Here is a 23,330-nt window from a genome sequence, read left to right as displayed (position 1 = left end):
GCACCGGTAATCGGTGAAGCGAATCAGGCCCTTGAGCGGTATTTCCTGCTGATCGGATTTAAGGCGTTCAAGGATCGATTCAACGCATCGCCGCCGCCGCGGTCACCACGTCTTGCTGAGCTTCAGCGTGAACGTCCTGCTTTCGCCGTAGCCGCAGGTCAGGAGGCCTTGGCATCCTTTGACATATTCTTTGTCGAAGAGGTTGGCGACGTTGAGCGATGCGGTCCAGTCGTTCTTCTCGTAGCGTATGGCAGCATCGACCAGCGTCGCGGCCGGGACTTTTTTCGTGTTCTCTGAGTCGGCCCAGGATTCCCCCTGGTGCCGGACGCCTGCGCCGAGGCTTACGCCTTCGAGCGCTCCGCTCGGAACCGTGTAGTCGAGCCAGAGCGAGGCCTGCGTTTCGGGTATGAGATAGGGCGACTTGCCGAGCAGCGACGGATTTGTGTCTTCCGTAATCTCGAGGTCGGTATAGCTGAAAGCGGAGATGACCTTCCAGTTTTCATCAAGGTTGATCTTGCCCTCGAGTTCGATCCCGCGGGAGCGCACTTCACCCCGCTGGGTGGAGATCCCAAGGGTGTCGGTCACCTGGACATTCCGCTTGGTTATCTCGAAGACGGAGGCGGTAAACAAGCCGTCGATAAAGGTCGGCTCGTATTTGATGCCTGCTTCGTACTGGTGGCCTTCTTCGGGTTTCAGGGGAACGAGAGTCGTGACCAGAGGATCCGGGTCCGAGTCGCGCGAGCCCACGAGCGGGTTGAAGAAGGTAGCCACGCTCACATAAGGCGTGAGGCCGTTATCGAACTCGTAGGCGAGACCAGCACGGCCGCTGAGCGCACCATCATCATATCCAAAGTTGGAAGGCCCGGACCAGGCGGTGGGACCGTTCTTGAGGTCGGTGTCCACATAGTCGTAGCGGCCGTTGAGCGTGACAAGCCAGCCGCCGCCGAAGCGAATCTGGTCCTGGGCGTAGATGCCGAGCTGCTGCTGGGTGAAAATTTGGTTGATGTAGACGGCGGTTGGCCCCTGCGGCACACCGTAGACCGGATCAGTGGGGCTGATCGGCGTCGCGCCTCCCGACGCCCCGACATGGTCAAGCCGGTAGTATTTGTAGTCGAGGCCGGCGAGAAAAGTGTGGTTCGTGGCGCCGAGATCGAAATCCGTCTCGGCCCGGTTGTCAATTGAGAGGCTGTCGACCTTCGACGTCGCCTCGAAGCCGATGCGATTCAGGAGGTAGTCCGGACCGATGGGCTCGACATTACCAAAGCCCGGGCCGACATAGCCATAGGGATAGGGATACTTCTCGTGCTTGTGGAGGTGGGCGTAGCGCGCGTTCTGGGTGAAGGTCCAGCCGTTATCGAAGTCGCGCTTGAACTCGTAGCCGAGCATCTGCTGGGCGTAGGTTCCCTCGTCGATGTCGGGCTCGCCGAAGTAGGCATCCCGGTCGATCTTGCCGAAGGGCGCATCGGCCACGGTTCCCACATAGGGCAGGAAGCCGTTGCCGACATGGACTTGATCGAGTCCCTGCAGCAAACCATAGACAGTAAGGCTGGTTGCTTCGTCGGGCGCATAGGTCACTTGAGGAAGGATGAAACCCCGCAAGTCTTCGGAAAAATCCGAGTAGTTGTCCCCGCCGGCGACCTTACCGGTCAGGCGATAGAGTACCGTTCCGTCCTCGTTCAGCCGGTCGTTCACCTCGAAGCCGGTGAAGGCGTTGCCGTCGCTGTTAATGCCGAGCTCGGTATAGTAGAGAGGCTCGTCGAGTGGCCGCTTGCTGATCAGATTGATGATACCGCCCGGATTGGCGCCGCCATAGAGCACGGAGGCCGGCCCCTTCAGCACCTCGATCCGCTCCAGCATGAAAGGGTCGATCTGGAAATTGCCGAAGGCGTAGCTGTAGAGGGAGAGGCCGTCGAGAAAGACACCTGTCTGCGCGGCGTCGAAGCCGCGGATGTAGAACCAGTCGGTGTCGGGATCGACGCCGAAGGGCGCGGCCATCACGCCGGGCGTATAGCGCAGCGCCTCGTCGACCTTGTTGACGACGGCTCGGTCGCCCAGTTCCTCGCGGCCGACTACGGATATGGATTGCGGGACTTCGGTGAGGGGAGTGGCCGTTTTCGAACCGGTCGCCGTGGCCTTGGCGACGTAGCCGTCGACTGGCCCGGTGGCGCTGTCGTCCGCAACATTCCCGCTCTCGACGACGAGCCGTTCAAGCTGCGTGGCGCTTCCATCCTGCGCCAGCGCCACGCCTGGAGCCATCAACGTGGCAAGGGCCGCTCCGCTCGCCAAGACATGCTTCAGATGTGCCCCATGATCCTTGCGCTTCATGTCTTCATTCCTGCCACGAATTCGGCCGAGCGCGCCCATCGCACCACTACCGGTTCTGTTCAATGATAAGGTGAGTGATTAAATCAACTATACGGGCCCGGCTTGTCGCAGTCGGGCAAAATTGAACGATCCTGGGCAAATTTGCGCAGCGCACACAGGCGCAGCCGTCGCGTTTGTCAGGCCCCGCGGCTCTTCTTCCAGAGGGCCGGCGTCGTGCCGATCGTCTTGCGAAAGACACGAGTGAAATGGGCCTGATCGGCAAAGCCCGTTTCCGCGGCGATCGCGGTCAGCGAGGCGTCGGTCTTGAGCAGCATCTGCTTTGCCCGCTCGACCCGGGCATTCATGTGCCACTGGTGAGGAGCAACACCGGTCGAGGATTTGAAGGCATGGCTGAAATGCGATTGGGAGAGGCCGGTGAGGTTTGCAAGTTCCTCCAGCCGGACGTTGCGGGCGAAGTTCTCCTCGATGAAGTCGATCGCACGGCGCAACTGCCAGCCCGCCAACTGGCTGCGCTTGCGGGGCTCGCGCTTGCCGATCTTCATGAGGTCGATGAAGAGCGCCACCGTCAGCCCGTCGCCGTAGAGATCATGAAGCGGTTGCGGATTGAGGCATTCGGCCGCGATCAGACCGGCAAGCCGGAGAAAGCGCTCGTCCTGGAACATCAGCCGCGGCGTCTCGATGTTAGCGAGATCCAGTTCTTCCTTCAGGCGCCGGCTGAGCGCGTCGACATCGAAATGCAGGTCGAGGTGCCTGATATAGTGGACGTCGACCACATCGGTCCACAATTCCATCCCGGCAGGAATATAGGAGAGGGCCTGCCGATGATAGTTCTGGACGACACCCTTGCCGTTTGCGGCCAGCTTCACCCTGCAATTGCCGCCTCCTTTGGCGTCGAGGACGATGAACATGCGCGGGTCCTCGGCAACGTAATAGCCGCCGGCATGCGGGACGCACTCCACGTCCCAGACATCCGCGACCACACCATTCCATTCGCGGCGGTTGAGGCCGCCTATGATCGAAAAACCGCTGATCTTGTTCTGCATGCGCGGCTGAAATGTCATGGTCGCTTTCTCGGCCCGGCACCCAAAGCCGGCAAGGATAATCTTTCAGCTTTTTGTCAAGTTTACTAACGCGGGTCGCACGAATTTTCAATTGCGGCGCAAATGGGAAGGGCGCAACCGATGCCGGCCGCGCCCCTTCGCATTTCTTTTAGAGGAAGCTGCTCAGGCGTTGATCAGCGCCAGCTTGGCGCGGGCGTCGAGGATTTGCGCGCAGGCGTTGGCGGCTTCCTCGCCCTTGACGACGAAATGGTCGCGGAAGAAGGCGATCAGCGGTTCGCTTTCCTGGAAGTTGTGAGGCGTGAGAACGGCGGAGAGCACCGGCACGTCCGTGTCGAGCTGTACGCGCATCATGCCGTCGAGGACGGTGCCGGCGACGAAGTTGTGCCGGTAGATGCCGCCGTTGACGACGAAGGCCGTGCCGAGGATCGCCGAATAGCGGCCGGTCCTCGCGAGCGTCTGCGCATGCAGCGGTATTTCGAGTGCGCCCGGCACGTCGAAGATCTCGACGTCGGCAGTGTTGCCGCCGAGTTTCGCCCATTGGGCGACGAAGGCGTCGACGCACTGGTCGACGATATCGGCGTGCCAGCGGGCGCGGACGATGGCGATCTTGGTGGAGGGATGGGAAAGGATAGTCATGGTCTCAAGCCTTTCAGGGTTGGCGTTTTTTCCAATGATCCCGTCGGGCGAACATGCATGCACGACAGTCCCCCGGGGAGGGGACGCCGCTCTGCTTGCTCTCTTCCATCCGGACTGTAACCGTCGGCTCCGGAATTCGACCGGATCTGCTGACCTTCGAGCAATACCGCACGAAGCGCTCGCGGGCTCCGACCCGGCGATCATGCCGATCGCCTTGCCGCTACCGCCGGTGGGGAATTTCACCCCGCCCTGAGAACGCTTGCGACTATATCGGCCACTCGGCTGCGGTCAAACGCGTCGAGCGACGAAAAAGCGAGAAATCACGACAGATTTTTCCAAGGACATCGGCGTGTCGGATGAAATCGTTCCGCTAAGGCGCCCACCTCTACTCGCGGATGACGAGCAGGTCCTTGGCGGCGAAGCGCAGAGTAACGTGTTCGCCGGTGACCGGAGGCGTCATGCCCGGATTGTTGAACATGTCGAAAGAGATGATGTCGCCGCCGACGCGCAGCTTGGTGCGGATGACGGAGCCGAGAAAGCTCGTGGAGACCACTTCGCCGGGAAGGGCTGTGTCGCCACGGGCACCTTCGGCGATCGAGCCAGCTTCCGGCCTGAGCGCCAGCGAGATGCTATCGCCGCCTTTGACGCCGGCAATGGGCTCTTTCAGAGAAATCCGCTGGTCGCCGATGGTGACGGCGCCGCTCGCAGGATCGGCCACCTTGCCCTCTATGATGTTGAGCGTGCCGACGAAGGAAGCGACGAAGCGGGTCGCCGGCGTATTGTAGATCTCGAAGGGCGTGCCGATCTGGTCGGCGCGGCCGGCATTCATGACGACGATCCGGTCGGAGATCGACAGCGCCTCCTCCTGGTCATGCGTGACAAACACCGTCGTGATTCCGAGCTGCTGCTGGATCTGCCGTATCTCCTCCCGCAGCGAGATGCGAATCTTCGCATCGAGTGCGGAGAGCGGCTCGTCGAGCAGCAGCACTTGCGGCTTGACGGCAATCGCGCGGGCGAGCGCCACGCGTTGCTGCTGGCCGCCGGACAATTGATAGGGGAAGCGGTCCGCCAGGTGCTCGAGCTTGATGAGCCCGAGCATCTGCTTCACCCGCATATCAATATCCGTTTTGGAAGCGCCTGCGACCTTGAGGCCGAAGGCGACATTGTCGTGAACGTTCATGTTCGGGAACAGCGCATAGGCCTGGAACACCATGCCGATATTGCGCTGGTTCGGCTTCAGCGTGCCCTGATTCTTGCCGTTGATGACGATCGAGCCGCCGGACGGCGTCTCGAAGCCGGCGATCATACGCAGGATGGTCGTCTTGCCGCAACCGGAAGGGCCGAGAAAGGAAACGAATTCGCCCCTGTCGATACCCATGTTGAAGTTGTGCACGACCTGAACCGGGCCGAAGGATTTTTGGATGTTCGTTAGCGTCAGGAATGCCATGTGATCAAGCCTTGGGCGAAGCGGATTGCTGGAAGCGGGACACGAGCTGGATCAGCCCCATGCTGAGCCAGGTGATGGCGAAGGCGATGACCGCGAGCGCCGAGGGCTCGTAGGCTTTGTTGGCGCCGACGAGCTGCAGATAGGGGCCAAAGGCCGGCCGGTTGAGCAGCGCCGCCATGGTGAATTCGCCCATCACGATTGCGAAGGTGATGAAGGCGCCGGAAAGCACTCCGCTCATCACGTTCGGGAAGATGCAGCGGAAAAGGATCGTCGGCCATTTGGCGCCGAGGCTCTCGGCCGCTTCCGTCAGGGTCCTGACATCGATCGCCCGCATGGCGGTATCGACGGCGCGGTACATGTAGGGAAGCGACAGCGTCATGTAGGAGAACATGAGCAACGCATTCGTGCCGGAGGTCGAGCCGGTAAGCGGCAGGATCGACGAGGAATTGTAGAGCCTCAGATAACCGAAGACGATGACGATCGCCGGAATGACGAGCGGCAGCAGTGTGACGAACTCCACCACGGGGCGGACCTGCGGCAGGCGCAGGCGCACCCAATAGGCCGTCGGCACCACGAGCAGCATGCCGAAGACGATGGTCAGCAGCGCCATTATGATCGAATAGCCGAAGGTCTCGCGGAACTGGATGTCGGAGAAAACCGACTGGTAAGCATCGAAGGAATACGCGCCGCGGCGCATGCGCAGCGAGAACTCCAGCGTGCCGAGCAGCGGGATGATGAAGTAGCTCGCTCCGATGGCAATGGCGATCCAGGCGCCCAGGCGTTGTGCTTTCATTTCTGCCACCGTTCGGCACGCATCCGCAGCCAGATATAGAGAATGTTGGAAATGCCGGTGATGACGATCATGCCGAGGGCGAGCGCATAGCCGAGGTTCGGGTTGTGCAGCACGTCGCCGCGGATCTGGGCGTAAAGGAGGATAGGCACGATGTTGAGCGAGCTGCCGGTCAGCGCGTAAGCCGTCGCGATGGCGCCGAAGGCGTTGGCGAAAAGCAAAAGCGTGGTGCCGAGCAGGCTCGGCCAAAGGATCGGCAGCGCGACCATGCGCCAGTATTGCCAATGGGAGGCCCCGAGGATCTCGGCCGCTTCGCGCCACTCCCGCTTCAGGCCGTCCAGCGCCGGCGTCAAGATCAAGACCATCAGCGGAATCTGGAAATACATATAGGTGATGGTCAGCCCGAAGAAGCTTAGGAGATTGAAGCCGGTCGAATAGAGGTTGAAGCCGAACCAGTCGCGCAGGAACACGGTGACGAGACCTGTACGGCCGAGCGTCGCCAGAAAGGCGAAGGCGAGTGGCACGCCGGCGAAGTTCGACGCAACGCCCGAAAAGGTGAGCAGGCCGGAGCGGACCCAGCTAGGCACGCCGCCGAGTACGATCGCCCAGGCGAGAAAGAAGCCGATCAGTGCGCCGCCGAGCGATGAGGCGACCGACACCCGGATCGAGATCCAGTAGGCGGAGAGGATCGAGGGCGTGAACAGGTCGGTGATGTTCTTGAAGGTGAATGCGCCATCAGGCGTCAGAAAGGCGCCGGCAACGAGGTAGATCGTCGGGACGACCAGGAACATCAGTGCGAATATCGCGAAGGGTGCGATGCCGAGCCAATCGATAATCACTCGTTTGCTGATCAGGGGTGCTGCTGCGGTTGTCGTGGTCATCGAGGTTTCGGCTGTCCCGGCGTCAAAGGAAGCCTCCCCGCTGGTCACAAGCGGGGAGGCTGAGGTCACGATTACTGGACGTTGGCGCCGACGACGCTGTCCCACTTGGTGGTGATCACTTCCTTGCCCGCGGCCTGCTCTTCGAGCGTCGGGAAAACAGCCTCTTCATAGGCTGCTGCCGGCGGCAGCTTGTCGAGCATTTCCTGCGGGACCTTGCCATTCTTGACGAGATCGTTGAAGCGGATCGGGTGGCAATAGCCCTTCAGCCAGCCGAGCTGGCCTTCGTCCGAATAGAGATATTCCATCCAGAGCTTGGCGGCGTTCGGATGCGGGGCAAAGGCCGAGATCGCCTGCACATAGACGCCGGCGACGACGCCGGAGGCCGGGACGACGACTTCAACCGGCGGGTTACCGTTCAGCCCATCGCGCCAGGAGAGACCGTTATAGTCCCAGGCGATGATGATCGGGGTCGAGCCCTGGGCGAGCGGTGCGGACTTTCCGACGACCGGAACGAAGTTGCCGGCCTTATGGACTTCGGCAAAGAAGGCGAGGCCCGCTTCGCCGGCCTTGGCGGCGTCTTTCTCGCCTGTCGAAAGCCCGGCGGCGTAGACGGCCTGTACAGCCTGGTTCGAGGAACGCGGGTCGCCCGCAAGCGCGACTGAGTTCGCGTATTCCGGCTTCTTCAGGTCGGCCCAGTCCTTCGGCACTTCCTTGACGATATCGGTGTTCACGACGAAGGAAAGAACACCGTAATAGTCGCCGTACCAGTAGCCGTCGGCGTCCTTGGCGCTGTCCGGGATCGTGTCCCAGGTGGAGACCTTGTAGGGCTGAATCAGGCCTTCGGCCTTGGCCGAGGGACCGAAGGAGAGGCCGACGTCGATGACGTCAGGGGCCTGCGGGCCGGTGTTGCCCTTGTTGGCCTTGATGGCTTCGATCTCGTCGCCCGAACCTGCGTCCGGGTTCAGTTCATTGACTTCGATGCCGTACTTGGCCTTGAAGCCGGCAATGAGATCCCCGTATCCGCACCAGTTGTGGGGAAGGGCGATCGTGGTCAGCGTGCCTTCCTTCTTAGCGGCGGCGATGAGCTCCTCGCTCGGCTCGGCGGCGGCGATGGCCGTCGTTGCAAGCAGCATTGCGGTCGAGAGCGAGAGCAGGCGTTGAGTCTTTGAAATCACTGGTGTTCTCCTTATGGGTTTTCAGCCAATTTCGGCGATGCTGTTAAAGAGATGCGATGAAGCTTGTGTGACAGGCTCTGTCCTGTTCGCGCCAAACGTGTCGGCTTCGGAATGACCCGCTTTCGAGCCCGTGCGTGGCGGCGTTTTGCACCTCCTTGATGTCTTTCGTTTCGGAAACTTCAACCCTCGGGCGGTCCCTCCTAGACCGGCTTGCGGAAGATGCGCGTTGAATCGAACAGGCCTTCGAGCGTCTTCATACGATCGCGGGTTTCGTCCCAGTTCGTGCTCTGTACGGCCTCGATCAGGGCCTCGACGAGGAAGAGGAGCATCACGGAACTGTCCCAGGCAGAGGGCACTTCGATCTGGGCGCGGAAGACCTTGGAGGAGGACTTGGCGACCGGCGAGCCCCATTGATCGGTGAAGAGAATGATCTCGACGCCACGTTCGCGGGCGAAACGGGCGAGCGTTTCCATCTCCTGCTCGTAACGGCGGATGTCGAACAGGATCAGGACGTCGCCCTGCTTCATGTCGAGCACATAATGCGGCCAGGAGCTCGGATTGACGGCGATCCGGGTGACGCCGGTGCGGATGACCTGGAGATGGGTGAAGAGATAGTCTGCAAGCGAGCGGGTGATGCGCCCGCCGACCAGATAGACATTGCGCTTGCGGTCGGCGACGAGTGCTGCGGCCGCGTCGAATTCGCGGGGTTCGATCTGCGAAAGCGTCTGGCGCATATTGCCCATGATCGCGTCGGCGAAACGGTTGAGCGTATGGGTGCCCGGCGCGCTCGCCGCCCAGCGATCATGCTTGGCGATCGGATTGGAGATCGTCGCCTCGAGTTCCTGGTGGAGTCTTGCCTGGAAATCCGGAAATCCGCGGAAGCCGAGCTTCTGGACCATGCGGGCGACCGTCGGGGTCGAAACGCCGGCATTCTCGGCGACCGTGGTGATCGAGCCGAGGCCGGAAACCGGATAGTTGTCGAGAAGTGTCTCCGCCAATCGCTTTTCCGCGCGCGTCAGCGCGGCGAAATGTGCGTTGATCACATCCGACACGGTCATGGATGTCGCGTTGCCGTTCAATGCTCTTGCCCCTCGGCCGGTCTTCGCCAGCTTGTGAGAAATTAAACATCGCTGTCACAATCGGAGTCAATCATATTCTTGAAGAGATCGTTTCAGATTCTGATTGACACTCGTCGATTCGTGAAGAATTCTTTTCACAAATATCGTCTGACGAGGCATAGGGGAGCCGGTTTTGACGGGGCTTTTGACGCAGGCAGAGGGCGGCCCGGTCGCCATCGAGAATGCCGATGCGAAGGGAGAATTCCTCTTCGTCTGCGAGCACGCGTCCCGCCGCCTGCCGGAACGTCTCGGTACGCTCGGCCTTTCCGAAGAGGCGCTCGAGAGCCACATCGCCTGGGACCCGGGAGCTCTGGCGGTGTCTAGATTTCTCGCGAAGCGCCTCGACGCCACGCTCGTCCATCAGCGCTTTTCACGCCTTGTCTACGACTGCAACAGGCCGCCGGAATCCGATGCGGCCACGCCTGTCGTCAGCGAGGTCTATGAGGTCCCGGGCAACAGGGCGATGTCGGCGGCCGAGCGGCAGGCGAGGGTGGACGAGATTTACCTGCCGTTTAAAGGGGCGGTCTCTCAGCTCATCAGCGACCGCCGGGCTTCGGGCAGGCGGGCCGTTCTCGTCACCATGCACAGCTTCACGCCAGTTTATTTCGGCGAGCCCCGCTCTGTCGAAATCGGCATTCTGCACGACGCCGACAGTCGGCTGGCGGACCGCATGCTTGCCGCTGCAGCCGTTGGAGACGTGGGCTACGATATTCGTCGCAACGAGCCCTATGGACCGGCCGACGGCGTGACGCACAGCTTGATCGAATACGGCATGCGCTTTGGCGTGCCGAACGTCATGATCGAGATCCGCAACGATCTCATCCGCAACGAGATCGGCCAAAGGGTCGTGGCCGATTATCTGGAAGGGCTGCTCACCACGAGCGTAGCCGCGCTTCCGGCAAAATAAAAAGACCTGGGGGAGCGGCAAAGCCGCGGTGCTGTTTCGTTGTCTGGAGCAGTGGGTGACGCGACCTTTCGCAATGGCGCGGAGGGTCCGGAGAAACAGGGGAAAAAGATGTCAGACTATACCGAAATCGATAAGAAGCAGGATCTGCAGATTCTGCATTCCATGGGCTATGCCCAGGAACTCGAGCGGCGAATGAGCCAGTTCTCGAATTTCGCCGTATCCTTCTCGATCATTTGCATCCTTTCGGGCGGCATCAACTCGCTTGCGCAGGCGACCGCCGGTGCGGGCGGCGCCTCGATCGGCATCGGCTGGCCGCTTGGATGCTTCATCTCGCTCGTCTTCGCCGTCGCCATGGCGCAGATCGGCTCCGCCTATCCGACCGCCGGCGGCCTCTATCACTGGGGCTCGATCCTTGGGAACCGTTTTACCGGCTGGGTGACGGCCTGGTTCAACCTGCTCGGGCTGGTGACGGTTCTCGGCGCCATCAATGTCGGCACCTATTATTTCTTCATGGGTTCGTTCGGCACGCCGTATCTGGGACTGGAAGACACGACGACGACGCGTATCGTCTTCCTGGCGATCATCACCGGCGTGCAGGCCCTGGTGAACCATATGGGGATCGGCCTTACGGCGAAGCTCACAGACTTCTCGGGCTATCTCATCTTCGCGACCTCGATCCTCCTGGCGATCGTTTGCCTTGCAGCGGCCGACCCTTACGAGTTCGGGCGGCTCTTCACCTTCTCGAACTATTCCGGCGAGGCGGGCGGCAATGTCTGGCCGCAGACTTCCGGCACCTGGGTGTTCCTGCTCGGCCTGCTGCTGCCGATCTACACGATCACCGGTTACGATGCTTCCGCCCACACCTCGGAGGAGACGGTCAAGGCCGCCGAGTCGGTGCCGCGCGGCATGGTCTCTTCGGTGCTCTGGTCGGCGCTCTTCGGCTACATCATGCTGTGCTCCTTCGTGCTGATGATCCCGAACATGGACGAGGCGGCCAAGCAGGGCTGGAACGTGTTCTTCTGGGCGATGGACGCGCAGGTGCACCCGGCCATCAAGGACATTCTCTACCTCGCCATCTTCGTCAGCCAATGGCTGTGCGGCCTGGCTACGGTTACGTCGGTATCGCGCATGATCTTCGCCTTCTCGCGCGATGGCGGCCTGCCGGCCTCCAAGCCGCTGTCGAAAGTGAGCCCGACCTACCGCACGCCGGTCGCGGCGATCTGGACGGGCTCGATTCTGGCAGTGCTCTTCGTCTGGGGATCGTCGCTCGTTTCGATCGGCGACACACCGGTCTACACGATCGTCGTCTCGTGCACGGTCATCTTCCTGTTCTTCTCCTTCGCGATCCCGATCACGCTCGGCCTTTTCGCCTGGGGAACCTCGAAGTGGGATAAGATGGGACCGTGGAACCTTGGTGAGGGCATGTTCAAGCTCTTCGCGATCCTGTCGATCATCGCCATGGTGCTGATCTTCGTTCTCGGCATTCAGCCGCCGAATGATTGGGCGCTCTATATTACCGTCGGCTTCCTGATCGTGACGGGAATCATCTGGTTTGCATTTGAAAACCGCCGCTTCCGCGGGCCGCCCATCGGCGATGAAGTCGCCCGCCGCCAGGCGGAGATCGTCGCCGCTGAAAAGGCCGTGGGCGAAGTCTGAGACGATAACAGGAGCGCGGGGATCGCGCTTGCGATCCCCGCTTGACTTTTGCGGCTTCGGGAACGGCCGCGCCGAAACATGGGATGACACTTTCATGAGCTACTCGTTCGAAGAACTGAAAGAGGATGTGGCCGCCGGTCGCATCGACACGATGCTCGCCTGCCAGGTGGACATGCAGGGCCGCCTGATGGGCAAGCGTTTTCATGCGGAATACTTCGTCGACAGCGCCTGGAAGGAAACGCATAGCTGCAACTATCTGCTTGCGACCGACATAGAGATGGAAACCGTTCCCGGTTATAAGGCGACGAGCTGGGAAAAGGGCTACGGCGACTACACGATGAAGCCCGATCTCTCGACGCTTCGCCGCATCCCCTGGCTCGAAGGCACGGCTCTGGTGCTTTGTGACGTGCTCGACCACCATACTCATGCGGAAGTACCGCATTCGCCGCGCGCCATCTTGAAGAAGCAGGTGGCGCGACTCGAAGCCATGGGCTTCAAGCCCTTCATGGCGAGCGAGCTCGAATTCTTCCTGTTCGATCAGTCCTATGACGAGGCGAGGGTCTCCGGATACCGCGACCTGCAGCTCGCCAGCGGCTACAACGAGGATTACCACATCTTCCAGACGACGAAGGAAGAGGATGTGATGCGGGCGATCCGCAATGGCCTGCAGGGCGCGGGCATTCCGGTCGAGAACTCCAAGGGCGAGGCTTCCGCCGGGCAGGAGGAGATCAATGTCCGCTATGCGGACGCTCTGACTATGGCTGACCGCCACGCGATCATCAAGAACGGCTGCAAGGAGATCGCCTGGCAGCGCGGCAAGGCGATCACCTTCCTCGCCAAATGGAACTATTCGGCCGCGGGCTCATCGTCGCACATCCACCAATCGCTCTGGAGCCTTGACGGCGAGACGCCGCTGTTCTTCGACAAGAACGCGCCGCACGGCATGTCGGAACTGATGCGGCACTACGTGGCGGGCCTGCTCACCCATGCCAGCGAGATCACCTATTTCCTGGCGCCTTACATCAACTCCTACAAGCGCTTTATGGCCGGCACCTTCGCGCCAACCAAGGCGATCTGGAGCAAGGACAATCGGACCGCCGGCTACCGACTCTGCGGCGAGGACACCAAGGCGATCCGCATCGAATGCCGCGTCGGCGGCTCCGACTTGAACCCCTATCTTGCCTTTGCAGCTTTGATCGCGGCCGGCATATCCGGTATCGAAAGCAAGATGGAACTGGAGGCGCCCTTCGTCGGCGACGCATACCATGGCAAGGATGTGCGAGAGATTCCGCATACGTTGAGAGCAGCAACTGAGGCGCTTTCCGGCTCGAAGATGCTACGGGCGGCATTTGGCGAGGACGTGATCGACCATTATGTGCATGCCGCCCAATGGGAGCAGCAGGAATATGATCGGCGCGTGACCGATTGGGAAGTCGCTCGGGGGTTCGAGAGGGCGTAGGTAAAACCGTCCCCAACCCCTCTCCGCAAGGGGGCTTCGCGGCGTCATCGCCGCCCAACTCAGCGCCTCCGCAGCTGGCATTAGCCGAGATCAGGCGAGGCTGCCGAGAGGGAAGCTCTCCCCTTGTGGGGAAGGGGTGGGGAGGGGAAATTTGTTTTCGCAGTAGGAACAGGAAGACGATCATGACGATGATCAAATGCATTTCGCCGGTGAATGGCGAGGTCTATGCCGAGCGCCTGGCAATGCCACTGGAGCTCGCCAGAGAGGCCGTCGCGCATGCGCGCCTCGCGCAGAAAGCCTGGGCCAAACGCCCGCTCGATGAACGGGTCAAGCTGGTACTCGCCGGCGTCGCGCGCCTCAACGAAATGGTCGATGAAGTGGTGCCGGAACTCGCTTGGCAGATGGGCCGACCGGTCCGTTATGGCGGCGAGTTCAGGGGTTTCAACGAGCGTTCGAACTACGTCGCTTCGATCGCGGCCGACGCGCTGAAGCCGATCGTCGTCGAGGAGAGCGATCGCTTCGAGCGGCGCATAGAGCGCGAGCCGCATGGCGTCGTCTTCGTCATTGCGCCCTGGAACTACCCCTACATGACGGCGATCAACACGGTCGCTCCAGCGCTGATGGCGGGCAACACGGTCATTATCAAACACGCCAGTCAGACGATCCTTGTCGGCGAGCGCATGGTGCGCGCCTTCGTCGAGGCGGGCGTTCCGGCGGACGTCTTCCAGAACCTATTCCTCGACCACGAGACGACGGCGGCGCTGATCGCTGCCAGGAGTTTCGACTTCATCAACTTCACCGGCTCGGTGGAAGGCGGCCGCTCGATCGAGCGCGCGGCGGCTGGCACCTTTACTGGTCTCGGCCTTGAACTCGGCGGCAAGGATCCAGGCTATGTGATGGAGGATGCCGATCTCAACGCGGCGGTCGACACGCTGATGGACGGCGCGACCTACAATTCCGGCCAGTGCTGCTGCGGCATCGAGCGCATCTACGTGCATGAATCGCTCTACGACGCCTTTGTCGAGAAATCGGTCGCCTGGGTCTCCAACTACAAGCTCGGCAATCCGCTCGATGCGGAAACGACGCTCGGGCCGATGGCCAACAAGCGGTTCGCGGCTACCGTCCGCAACCAGATCGCCGATGCCGTCTCGAAGGGCGCCAAGGCGCTGATCGATCCGAAGCTTTTCCCGCAGGACGATGGCGGCGCCTATCTCGCGCCGCAGGTCCTCGTCGATGTCGATCATTCGATGGAGTTCATGCGCGAGGAAACCTTCGGGCCGGCCGTGGGCATCATGAAGGTGAAGAGCGATGCCGAGGCGATCGAGTTGATGAATGACAGCCAGTACGGGCTCACCGTTTCGCTCTGGACGAAGGATGCCGAGCGGGCCGCGCGGATCGGGCGCGAGCTCGAAACCGGCACGATCTTCATGAACCGGGCTGACTATCTCGACCCGGCGCTCTGCTGGACAGGCGTCAAGGAGACCGGCCGAGGCGGTTCGCTTTCGGTCCTCGGCTTCCATAATCTCACCCGTCCGAAATCCTATCACCTGAAGAAAGTCACCGCATGACCATCACCGCCAACTGGAGCTATCCGACCGCCGTCAAATTCGGCACCGGCCGCATCAAGGAGCTTGCCGACCATTGCATGGCGCTCGGCATGAAGAAGCCGCTGCTGATCACCGATCGCGGGCTCGCGCCGATGGCGATCACGCAGAACGCGCTCGATATCCTCGAGGCCGGCGGCCTCGGTCGCGCGATCTTCGCGGACGTCGATCCGAACCCAAACGACAAAAATCTGGAAGCCGGCGTGAAGGCTTTCCGGGAGGGCGGCCATGATGGCGTCGTCGCCTTCGGCGGCGGCTCCGGCCTCGATCTCGGCAAATGCGTCGCCTTCATGGTCGGCCAAACGCGTCCCGTGTGGGACTTCGAGGATATCGGTGACTGGTGGACGCGCGCGAGCGTCGAAGGCATCGCGCCAATCGTCGCCGTTCCGACGACGGCCGGCACCGGTTCCGAGGTCGGCCGCGCCAGCGTCATCACCAATTCGGCAAGCCACGTGAAGAAGGTGATCTTTCATCCGAAGTTCCTGCCGGGCGTCACGATCTGCGATCCGGAACTGACGGTTGGGATGCCGAAGGTGATCACCGCCGGCACGGGTATGGACGCTTTCGCGCATTGCCTGGAGGCCTATTCCTCGCCGTTCTACCACCCGATGTCGGCGGGCATCGCGCTCGAAGGCATGCGGCTCGTCAAGGAATACCTGCCGCGCGCCTATAGGGAGGGAACGGACCTCGAAGCCCGCGCGCACATGATGAGCGCGGCGGCGATGGGCGCGGTCGCCTTCCAGAAGGGGTTGGGTGCGATCCATTCGCTCTCGCATCCGATCGGAGCGATCTACAACACCCATCACGGCATGACCAATGCCGTGGTGATGCCGCCGGTGCTGCGCTTCAATCGCCCGGCGATCGAGGAGAAGATCGGCCGCGCCGCCGCTTACCTCGGCATTGGCGGCGGCTTCGATGGCTTCTACGACTATGTGCTGCGGCTCAGAGAGGAGCTCGGCGTGCCGGACAAACTGTCGGCGCTCGGTGTCGGCACCGACCGCATCGACGAGATGGCGGAAATGGCAATCGTCGACCCGACCGCAGGCGGCAACCCGGTCGAATTGACGCTCGACACGGCGAAGAAGCTCTTTGCCGAGTGCATCTGACGGTAGGTTGCGTTAATTTTTTTGAAGCCCGGAAAGCTTTGGTTTTCCGGGCTTTTTCATTACGCGTCAGTGACGGGAAAGGCGTTTTGATTAATCTTTGGGAGCCAAAATTTCCATTTTGTTAACCATGATCTGAAAGGTTCTATTAAGAAACCGGCGCGCCCCGTCCTGCTGGGCGGGCCCGCAAACGGAACATGCAAGGACGAGGTGGAGAAATGGCGGTCATCACATTCGCCAATGCGAAAGGCGGTGCGGGCAAGACGACTGCGGCGCTGATCTTGTCGACGGAACTGGCGAGGCAGGGGAACCGCGTCGTGGTTCTCGATGCCGATCCGCAGCGCTGGATCACGAGCTGGTCCGAGGTATCCGGTCACGTCGGCAACCTGGAAGTGATCTCGCATGTCACGCCGGCCTCGCTGCCCTGTCATATCCGCGAACTCAAGGGCGAGGTCGATTTCATCATCATCGATCTGGCCGGCGCCAAGGACGCGATTGTCGCCCTGGCGCTAGGGCTCTCCGACCAGGTGCTGATTCCGGTTCAGGGCTGTGCCATGGATGCGCGGGGCGCGGTGCAGATTCTGGAGCTCATCCGCCAGATCGAGCAGAAGGCGAGGGTCCGCATCAATCACTCGGTCGTATTGACCCGCGTTAATTCACTGGTGACGACGCGAGCGCTGCAGACGATCAAGGCATTGCTCGCCTCTCGCGGCGTCTCGGTTCTCGACACGCCGATCGTCGAGCGCGTCGCCTATCGCGAAATCTTCGAATGCGGCGGGACCTTGCAGACGATGGACCCGAACCGGGTCAGCAATCTCGACAAGGCGCGCGAAAACGCCTTCGCGCTTGCCAGCGAGGTGCAGAGCCTGCTTCCCGTAACCGCACGCCGCGCACTGATGTCTCGCTTGCGCTCGGCCCTGCCGCGGGCGGCCTAGCCGCAGGGGCGGTTACCTGCGCCGCAGACGCGGCGCCGGCGGGATCTTGTGACAAGCAGAGCCTGTCAGAACCGCCGATCGATGAAATGCTTGGCCTGGGCGCCGGCATGGTAGAAGGCGGATTTCAGGCTCCGCCACGGATCCGGCGTGACCGGCGTTTCCGCAAGCGGAACGGCCGATGCGTCGCCGGTGACGTGATGGGCAAGCGCACGGCCGAAGACGGTGCCCGGCGCGATGCCGCGGCCGTTGTAGCCGCTCACCGATACGACATTGGGAGCGAGCACGTGCATCGCCGGCAGGTTGTTCGTGGTCATGCCGATGCGTCCGTCCCACCAGTATTCGAAGCGGAAGTCGCCGATATAGGGGAAGAGCTTGCGCAGCGAACGGGCGGCGAATGCACGGTGGGTGCCGGCGGCCAGCGCGTCGAGCCTGCCGACCGAGCCGAAGATCAGACGGTCCTGCCTGTCCATGCGGAAGGACGTCATGACGAGACCCGTATCCCAGGCACCTTGGCGCTCCGGCAATATCTTCGCGGCGATGTGGTCCGGGAGGGGATTGGTCGCGAACTGGAAAAAGGGAAGGATCGTCAATTCCTGCCGGTATTCCTTCCACGGAACATCGGGAACGAGGCTGCCATATGCATTGGTCGCGAGAATGACGTAGCGAGCGGTGAGGGTGCCAAGCCCGGCCTTCAGCTTCCAGAGATCGCCTTGCCGCTCGGCGGCAAGCAGCGGCGTATCGGTGAAGATCTCGGCGCCGGCGGCAAGCGCCGCGCGGGCGAGCCCCCGTGCATAGGCGAGCGGCTGGATCGTTCCGGCGCGACGATCGAGCAGCGCCCCGGTGAAGCCTTCAGCACCGGAGAGCGCATGCGCCCTGTCGGCCGAAAGGACTTCGACCGGCGCGCCGCGCTTCTTCCATTGCGCCTCTCTATCCCGGATATCTTGCAGCCCCTCTGCGCCGACGGCCATATGCAGCGTGCCGTTGCGAACGGCTTCGCACTCGATGCCGTGTTTGGCAACGAGATCATAGACGAGCGAGGGACCGTCGCCGAGTTCGGTGAGCAGCCGGTTTCCGGCCGTGGTCCCGAGCGTCGCGATCAGGTCCTCCGGCTTCACCCACATGCCGGCATTGACGAGGCCCACATTGCGGCCGGAGCCGCCATGCCCGATCATTCTTGCTTCGATTACCTTAGCCTTTACACCCATCTCGGCGAGGTGGAGGGCGGCCGAGAGCCCGGTAAAGCCGCCTCCGATGATGGCCACCTCTGTCGTCAGGTCACCCGCAAGCTGAGCCGTTTGCGGCCCTGCCGGCGCCGTCGCATGCCAGAGATTGGGGAGAGGGCGCTCCGTCGCCATCGCGGACATTCCTTTGTGGTGATCGAGGATATTCGCCTGTGATAGAGCCAATGCGGCAAAGCTTTTCATGACAATGTTTCATGATGTCATGAGGGCCGCAACGGTGCACTTCCGTCGCGGCGACAGGCGTTTAGAGGCCACGTGCGAGGCGTGACATGATGGTCCGGTCCGATAGGGGGCAGGCAAATTGGAGCGCCGCAGGGCGAAGCGGCGGTGTCTCAAGCGACTAACCGACGAATTCGACCGTGACGCCGGGGCTCACCATCTTGCCAAGCTCGGTTGCGTCCCAGTTGGTCAGGCGGATGCAGCCATGGCTCTGGGTCTTGCCGATTTTTGAGGGATCCGGGGTTCCGTGGATGCCGTAGGTCGGCCTCGAAAGCGCGATCCAGACGGTGCCCACGGGGCCGTTCGGGCCTGGCTGCAATTGCAGGATCTTATCGTTCGCACCCTGCCGGAAATTGATCTTCGGGTTGTAGGTATAACCCGGATCGAAGGCGATGCGCTCAACCGCCACGGTGCCGGACGGCGAGGGCGTATCGGCCGAACCGATAGTGGCCGGATAGGCGGCGATCAGTTTTCCCGCCTCGTCATAGGCGAGCACCTGCTTGCGAACCTTGTCCGCGACGATCCGCGTGACCTTGCCCGTCTTGTTCGGACCGGGATTGATGACCTTGATCGTCGTACCCGGGATGGAGAAATCGACGCCGGGATTGAGCTCACGCAGGTAGTTCTCGTCCATATGGAACTTTTCGCCGAGCATTTCGGCGGTGGAAGTGAAGGACAGATGCGGGAGCATCGCCTTGTGCGCATAGTCCTCCGGGATCGAGGCGACATAGGGACCGGCCGCATCGGCGGCGGTGATCGTGTAGGTCGTGATCGGCAGACCGCCGTTGAAGCGCAAGCGTTCGAGGATATCTTCGGTGTTGTTCGGGTCGAGCGTCTCGCCCGTCGCCTGCTGCCAGGCCTCGATAGCCTTGGTGACGTTCGAGCCCATCTTGCCGTCGATGACGCCCGGCGAAAAGCCTTCGCGATCGAGGAAGACCTGAAGGGCGGTGATCTCGGCGCGCGACTTGCCCTTTATCGTGATCGCCGGCGGCATCGGCTGCGCCAACGGATCGTCGTATTGCGGGTCATAGGCGGCCTCCTCGCGCCCGGAGAGCGACGGAAGGCTATTTGGAAGCTCCTCACGCTCGACCGGAGCAGGGGTGACATCGCCATAGTCGGGAACGGTGCCGGTGAATTCGCCGGGCTCGGAATAGCCGTAGCCGCGGTCACGTTCGTTGGAATAGCCGTCTGCACCGTAGTCGCGGCGGCGGGCCCTGCCGCCATAGCCGTCATTCGGCACGACGGTCGCAACGATATTGCCCCAGGGGTCGACGAGCACCGTGCGACCGCGGCGATCGCGCATCGCCTGAACCTCGCCATCTCCGGGGACATAATCGAGGATGTCCCCTTCCGGCGTGACCAGCATCACGTCGCCGTCGCCCCAATAGCCGCCGTAGCCCTCCTGCGCGTAGGCCGAGGCGAACTCCCCGGCCAAAAGGCCGAGTGCGGCGACAAGCGAAAGGCCAATGCGAGGCGCTGACGTCACGATAGAACCCGTCTTTCTGGTGGTTTCCTTGGCGCGGTACATGCCGATTCCGACGTTAATGTGGAAAAAATGAATTCATCATGAACATTCCCTAAATCCTAATTAGGCGACCTGCCTAAGCGTTGCAACAGCACTCGCCGTCATAAGCGGTGTGTCTGCTGCTGCACCTTGTTGAATCCATAACGTTTTTCTCCTCAGGCTGGTTTCACGCGGAGCTCAGGCACCTGTGGGGGCTGCTTGCGCTATTATGCCTTCATCCACCTGATTCTGGGGCCAGAAAGATGCAGACTACGCTTAGCGCCGGCGTGGACATTGAGAGCCATCTCCTTTTCGACCGTTCCTCGGCGCTCGATATCGCCGCCTTCGTTGTCGCCGGCGTCGATCTGTCGCCCGGTGATGCAATCCCCTCGGCCGGCGATCCGCGCATCGATCGTGCCCTTGCGGGCTTTCTCTTCACCTGCGGCCCCGACCACATCCGCCACCCGGAACCGGTGGATGGGCGCGTGGATGCACATTATCCGTTGCATGGGTCGCTGGCTGGAACACCCGTCAGCCGGTCGGAGATGTCGGTCGCCGGCGATCGCTGCAGCGCCGACATCGAACTGGATCTCGCTTGCGGTGGCCGGGCGGCGGTCAGGCGCCTATGGCAAATCGATGAGGCCACACGGAGCGTCACGCTCGCGGATCACATCATCAACATCGGTACGTCCGCCTTCGCGCCGATGATGATGTACCACATCAACATCGCCGGTCGGCTGCTTACCGACGAAACGCGAATCGAAAGTGCGTCGGTCGATGGCGGATCGCTCGCTTGGCGGTTCGGCGAGGGGGAGAGCGCGCGCTTCTGCCGACCCGCCGTCGCCAGCGACGGGCAATTGTCGGAGGTGGCGCTGACCGCGATATCAAGACTTGAGGGCCGCGCTCTCCGCGTCAGATTCCGGACGGACACGCTGCCGTTCCTGCAGATGTGGCGCTGCCAGCGCGGCGGCGCCAACGTCATCAGCATCGAACCGGCATCGCATCGTTTGGCGAAGCGGCCGGAACTCGCCGCAGCTGGAGAGCTCCCGCTGCTCGAGCCGGGCCAATCGCGGGACTACGCACTAGCCTTCGCGGTCGCCTGAAAGCGCTTCTCGATTGACGCCGTTTGACGCCGGGCCTACATCAGGGCAACGCTTTTCTTGAGGAACGCAACATGGACATTCGCCAGATCAACGATGAGTATTCGGTCTCCGGCCAGATCACGGTCGAGGACCTCGACGAGATCAAGGCGCTCGGCTTCAAGTCCATCGTCTGCCACCGACCGGATTTCGAGGTGCCCGACCAGCCGACCTTCGATGCGATCGCCGCGCGCGCTCAGGAACTGGGGCTAGAAATCACCCATATTCCAGTGGGCCCGATGGGCGTGACCGCGGATGCGGTAACCCGCATGGTTGACGCGCTCGACGAATTCCCGCGGCCGATGCTCGGCTATTGCCGCTCCGGCGCGCGCTCCATGGCAATCTATCAGCAGACGCTGCACATTCGCGGCTGAAGCGCCTATTCCCGAGAGAAACCGCACAATTTCCTGAAAGGCCCACGGCCGGAACGAGGGCGGACGTTCCCTCAACCGTTGCGGATCTCGCTCAGCGTCCGCGTCGGCGTGATCGCTTCCGGGTCGAGCTTGATCTCGATGATCGCCGGCTTGCCGCTGGCGCGGGCCCGCAGGAACGCCTCGGCAAATTCTTCGGTCCGCCCCACCGTTTCGCCGTGCCCGCCATAGGCGCGGGCGAGGGCTGCGAAATCCGGATTGGTCAGGTCCGTGGCACTGACGCGGCCTGGATATTCGCGCTCCTGATGCATGCGGATCGTACCGTAGATGCCGTTGTTGATGACGAGCACGATGATCGGCAGCCTGTAGCGTATCGCGGTCGCGAATTCCTGGCCATGCATCAGGAAACAGCCGTCGCCGGCGAAGCAGATGACCTCGCGATCGGGATGGAGGTGCTTGGCCGCGACCGCCGCCGGCAGGCCGTAGCCCATCGAGCCTGAAGCGGGAGCGGCTTGCGTGCCGTAACGGCGGAAGCGGTGGAAGCGGTGCAGCCAGGTAGCGTAGTTGCCCGCGCCGTTGGTGAAGATCGTGTCCGGTGCGGTGTTCGCCTCCAGCCAGTTCATGATCGGCCCCATCTGCACGTCGCCCGGACCCTTTTCCGGAGGTGTGGACCATCGGAGATAGGCCGCGTGCATGGCGGCGGTGCGGGCGGACCAAACAGGCTCTTCCGCAGGCGCGAGGTCGGCGAGCGCGACGACGAAATCGCGCGGGCTTGCGGCGATCGCGAGATCCGGGCGATAGACGCGGCCGAGTTCGGCCGGATCCGGATGGACATGGACCAGCGTCTGCCTGGGGTAGGGCACGTCCATCAGCGTGTAGCCGGAAGAGGGCATTTCCGAGAAACGGCCGCCAATGAGTAGGACGAGATCGGCGTCTTTGATCCCGCTCTCGAGCGCCGGATTGATGCCGATGCCGACATCGCCGGCATAGTTCGGATGCAGGTGATCGAAGAGCATCTGGCGCCGGAAGGAGCAGCCGACGGGGAGATGCCAGCATTCGGCGAAGCCTTGAAACCCGGCAACGGCCTCGGCCGACCAACGCGTACCGCCAAGAATGGCCACCGGCTTTTTCGCGGCAGAGAGAAGCTCCGCGAGCCGGGCGATCTGGGCGGGGCCCGGATGGCTTTCAACCGGCTGGTAGGCGCGCGCCGCCGGGGCTTCCGCGCTCTCGGTGAGCATGTCTTCCGGCAAGGTCAGTACCACGGGACCGGGGCGGCCTGAGATGGCGACCGCGAAGGCGCGCGTGACGAACTCCGGAATCCGTGCCGGATCGTCGATTTCACCCACCCATTTCGCGACTTCGGTGAAGGCGCGGCGATATTCGATCTCCTGGAAGGCCTCGCGTTCACGGGCGTCACGCTGCACCTGACCGATAAACAGGATCATAGGCACCGAGTCCTGCCGCGCTACATGTAGGCCAGCAGAGGCGTTGGTGGCGCCGGGACCACGCGTGACCATGCAGATGCCGGGCTCGCCCGTCAGGCGGCCCCAGGCGTCGGCCATCATTGCCGCACCTCCCTCCTGCCGGCAGACGACGACGTCGATCTCGGTATCGTAGAGCGCATCGAGCACGGCCAGATAGCTTTCTCCCGGCACGCAGGAGATGCGCTTGACGCTGTTTGCGACGAGCGCCTCCACCACCAGTTGCCCGCCCGTTTTCATGTCTGCACCTCCCAATGCTCGTGTTCATTCCCGTCGAT

General features: G+C 62.2%; 19 protein-coding genes and 1 riboswitch. Of the genes, 8 read left to right on the top strand and 11 right to left on the bottom strand.

Annotated elements, in window-relative coordinates:
- Nucleotides 1–102: 102 nt before the first annotated feature.
- From M728_RS10475 to M728_RS10440, 8 genes are all read right to left on the bottom strand, one after another.
- The gene (locus M728_RS10475; protein WP_026619039.1) at nt 103–2,325 is read right to left on the bottom strand and encodes a TonB-dependent siderophore receptor; all 2,223 of its coding nucleotides are present in this window, start codon (nt 2,323–2,325) and stop codon (nt 103–105) included.
- Nucleotides 2,326–2,501: 176 nt separating this feature from the next.
- Entirely contained in the window at nt 2,502–3,386 is an 885-nt protein-coding gene (locus tag M728_RS10470; protein WP_026619040.1) for an AraC family transcriptional regulator, read from the bottom strand.
- A 162-nt stretch (nt 3,387–3,548) separates the two neighbouring features.
- Nucleotides 3,549–4,022, bottom strand: coding sequence for a 6,7-dimethyl-8-ribityllumazine synthase (locus M728_RS10465; protein ID WP_026619041.1), 474 nt, complete (start codon nt 4,020–4,022; stop codon nt 3,549–3,551).
- Between the two features lie 93 nt (nt 4,023–4,115).
- Nucleotides 4,116–4,283: riboswitch (FMN riboswitch) on the bottom strand.
- Nucleotides 4,284–4,407: 124 nt separating this feature from the next.
- Nucleotides 4,408–5,469, bottom strand: a complete 1,062-nt coding sequence (locus tag M728_RS10460) for an ABC transporter ATP-binding protein (protein WP_026619042.1) — start codon at nt 5,467–5,469, stop codon at nt 4,408–4,410.
- A 4-nt stretch (nt 5,470–5,473) separates the two neighbouring features.
- The gene (locus M728_RS10455; RefSeq protein WP_026619043.1) at nt 5,474–6,262 is read right to left on the bottom strand and encodes an ABC transporter permease; all 789 of its coding nucleotides are present in this window, start codon (nt 6,260–6,262) and stop codon (nt 5,474–5,476) included.
- On the bottom strand, nt 6,259–7,140 hold the full coding sequence (locus M728_RS10450; RefSeq protein WP_026619044.1) for an ABC transporter permease subunit: 882 nt from the start codon (nt 7,138–7,140) through the stop codon (nt 6,259–6,261). Before M728_RS10450 ends, M728_RS10455 begins: the two co-directional genes overlap by 4 nt.
- Before the next feature lie 71 nt (nt 7,141–7,211).
- Complete coding sequence (locus M728_RS10445; protein ID WP_026619045.1) at nt 7,212–8,315, bottom strand: ABC transporter substrate-binding protein; 1,104 nt, start codon at nt 8,313–8,315, stop codon at nt 7,212–7,214.
- A 200-nt stretch (nt 8,316–8,515) separates the two neighbouring features.
- A complete protein-coding gene (locus tag M728_RS10440; protein WP_026619046.1) occupies nt 8,516–9,394 on the bottom strand; it encodes a MurR/RpiR family transcriptional regulator in 879 nt (292 codons plus the stop codon).
- Between the two features lie 172 nt (nt 9,395–9,566).
- Here M728_RS10440 and M728_RS10435 point away from each other — a divergent pair, with 172 nt between their 5' ends.
- The 6 genes from M728_RS10435 (at nt 9,567) to M728_RS10410 (ending at nt 17,097) form a co-directional block, all read left to right on the top strand.
- On the top strand, nt 9,567–10,340 hold the full coding sequence (locus M728_RS10435) for an N-formylglutamate amidohydrolase (protein ID WP_026619047.1): 774 nt from the start codon (nt 9,567–9,569) through the stop codon (nt 10,338–10,340).
- Nucleotides 10,341–10,448: 108 nt separating this feature from the next.
- On the top strand, nt 10,449–11,996 hold the full coding sequence (locus tag M728_RS10430) for an amino acid permease (protein ID WP_026619048.1): 1,548 nt from the start codon (nt 10,449–10,451) through the stop codon (nt 11,994–11,996).
- 94 nt (nt 11,997–12,090) lie between these two features.
- A complete protein-coding gene (locus tag M728_RS10425; protein WP_026619049.1) occupies nt 12,091–13,455 on the top strand; it encodes a glutamine synthetase family protein in 1,365 nt (454 codons plus the stop codon).
- Nucleotides 13,456–13,637: 182 nt separating this feature from the next.
- On the top strand, nt 13,638–15,023 hold the full coding sequence (locus M728_RS10420) for an aldehyde dehydrogenase family protein (protein WP_026619050.1): 1,386 nt from the start codon (nt 13,638–13,640) through the stop codon (nt 15,021–15,023).
- Nucleotides 15,020–16,165: an iron-containing alcohol dehydrogenase gene (locus M728_RS10415; RefSeq protein WP_026619051.1), complete on the top strand. Its 1,146-nt coding sequence runs from the start codon at nt 15,020–15,022 to the stop codon at nt 16,163–16,165. The genes M728_RS10420 and M728_RS10415 overlap by 4 nt, the downstream gene beginning before the upstream one ends.
- A gap of 215 nt (nt 16,166–16,380) precedes the next feature.
- Nucleotides 16,381–17,097 carry a ParA family protein gene (locus tag M728_RS10410; protein WP_026619052.1) on the top strand — a complete coding sequence of 239 codons (717 nt, stop codon included), beginning with the start codon at nt 16,381–16,383 and terminating at the stop codon, nt 17,095–17,097.
- A 65-nt stretch (nt 17,098–17,162) separates the two neighbouring features.
- Here the strand turns inward: M728_RS10410 and M728_RS10405 are convergent, their stop codons facing one another.
- Together M728_RS10405 and M728_RS10400 are read right to left on the bottom strand one after the other, a co-directional pair.
- The gene (locus M728_RS10405; RefSeq protein ID WP_026619053.1) at nt 17,163–18,452 is read right to left on the bottom strand and encodes an FAD-binding oxidoreductase; all 1,290 of its coding nucleotides are present in this window, start codon (nt 18,450–18,452) and stop codon (nt 17,163–17,165) included.
- A gap of 226 nt (nt 18,453–18,678) precedes the next feature.
- On the bottom strand, nt 18,679–20,085 hold the full coding sequence (locus tag M728_RS10400) for a L,D-transpeptidase family protein (RefSeq protein WP_026619054.1): 1,407 nt from the start codon (nt 20,083–20,085) through the stop codon (nt 18,679–18,681).
- 239 nt (nt 20,086–20,324) lie between these two features.
- On the opposite strand from M728_RS10400, the gene M728_RS10395 reads away from it, so the two are divergent.
- Together M728_RS10395 and M728_RS10390 are read left to right on the top strand one after the other, a co-directional pair.
- A complete protein-coding gene (locus tag M728_RS10395; RefSeq protein WP_026619055.1) occupies nt 20,325–21,164 on the top strand; it encodes a DUF4432 family protein in 840 nt (279 codons plus the stop codon).
- A 71-nt stretch (nt 21,165–21,235) separates the two neighbouring features.
- Nucleotides 21,236–21,574 carry a TIGR01244 family sulfur transferase gene (locus M728_RS10390; protein WP_026619056.1) on the top strand — a complete coding sequence of 113 codons (339 nt, stop codon included), beginning with the start codon at nt 21,236–21,238 and terminating at the stop codon, nt 21,572–21,574.
- A gap of 71 nt (nt 21,575–21,645) precedes the next feature.
- On the opposite strand, the gene M728_RS10385 is transcribed toward M728_RS10390, so the two are convergent.
- Nucleotides 21,646–23,292, bottom strand: a complete 1,647-nt coding sequence (locus M728_RS10385; protein WP_026619057.1) for a thiamine pyrophosphate-binding protein — start codon at nt 23,290–23,292, stop codon at nt 21,646–21,648.
- Nucleotides 23,293–23,330 lie beyond the last annotated feature (38 nt).

Origin of the sequence: Ensifer sp. WSM1721 (assembly GCF_000513895.2) — a bacterium.
Classification (GTDB): Bacteria; Pseudomonadota; Alphaproteobacteria; order Rhizobiales; family Rhizobiaceae; genus Sinorhizobium.
This window is presented reverse-complemented; position numbering and strand designations above follow the sequence as displayed.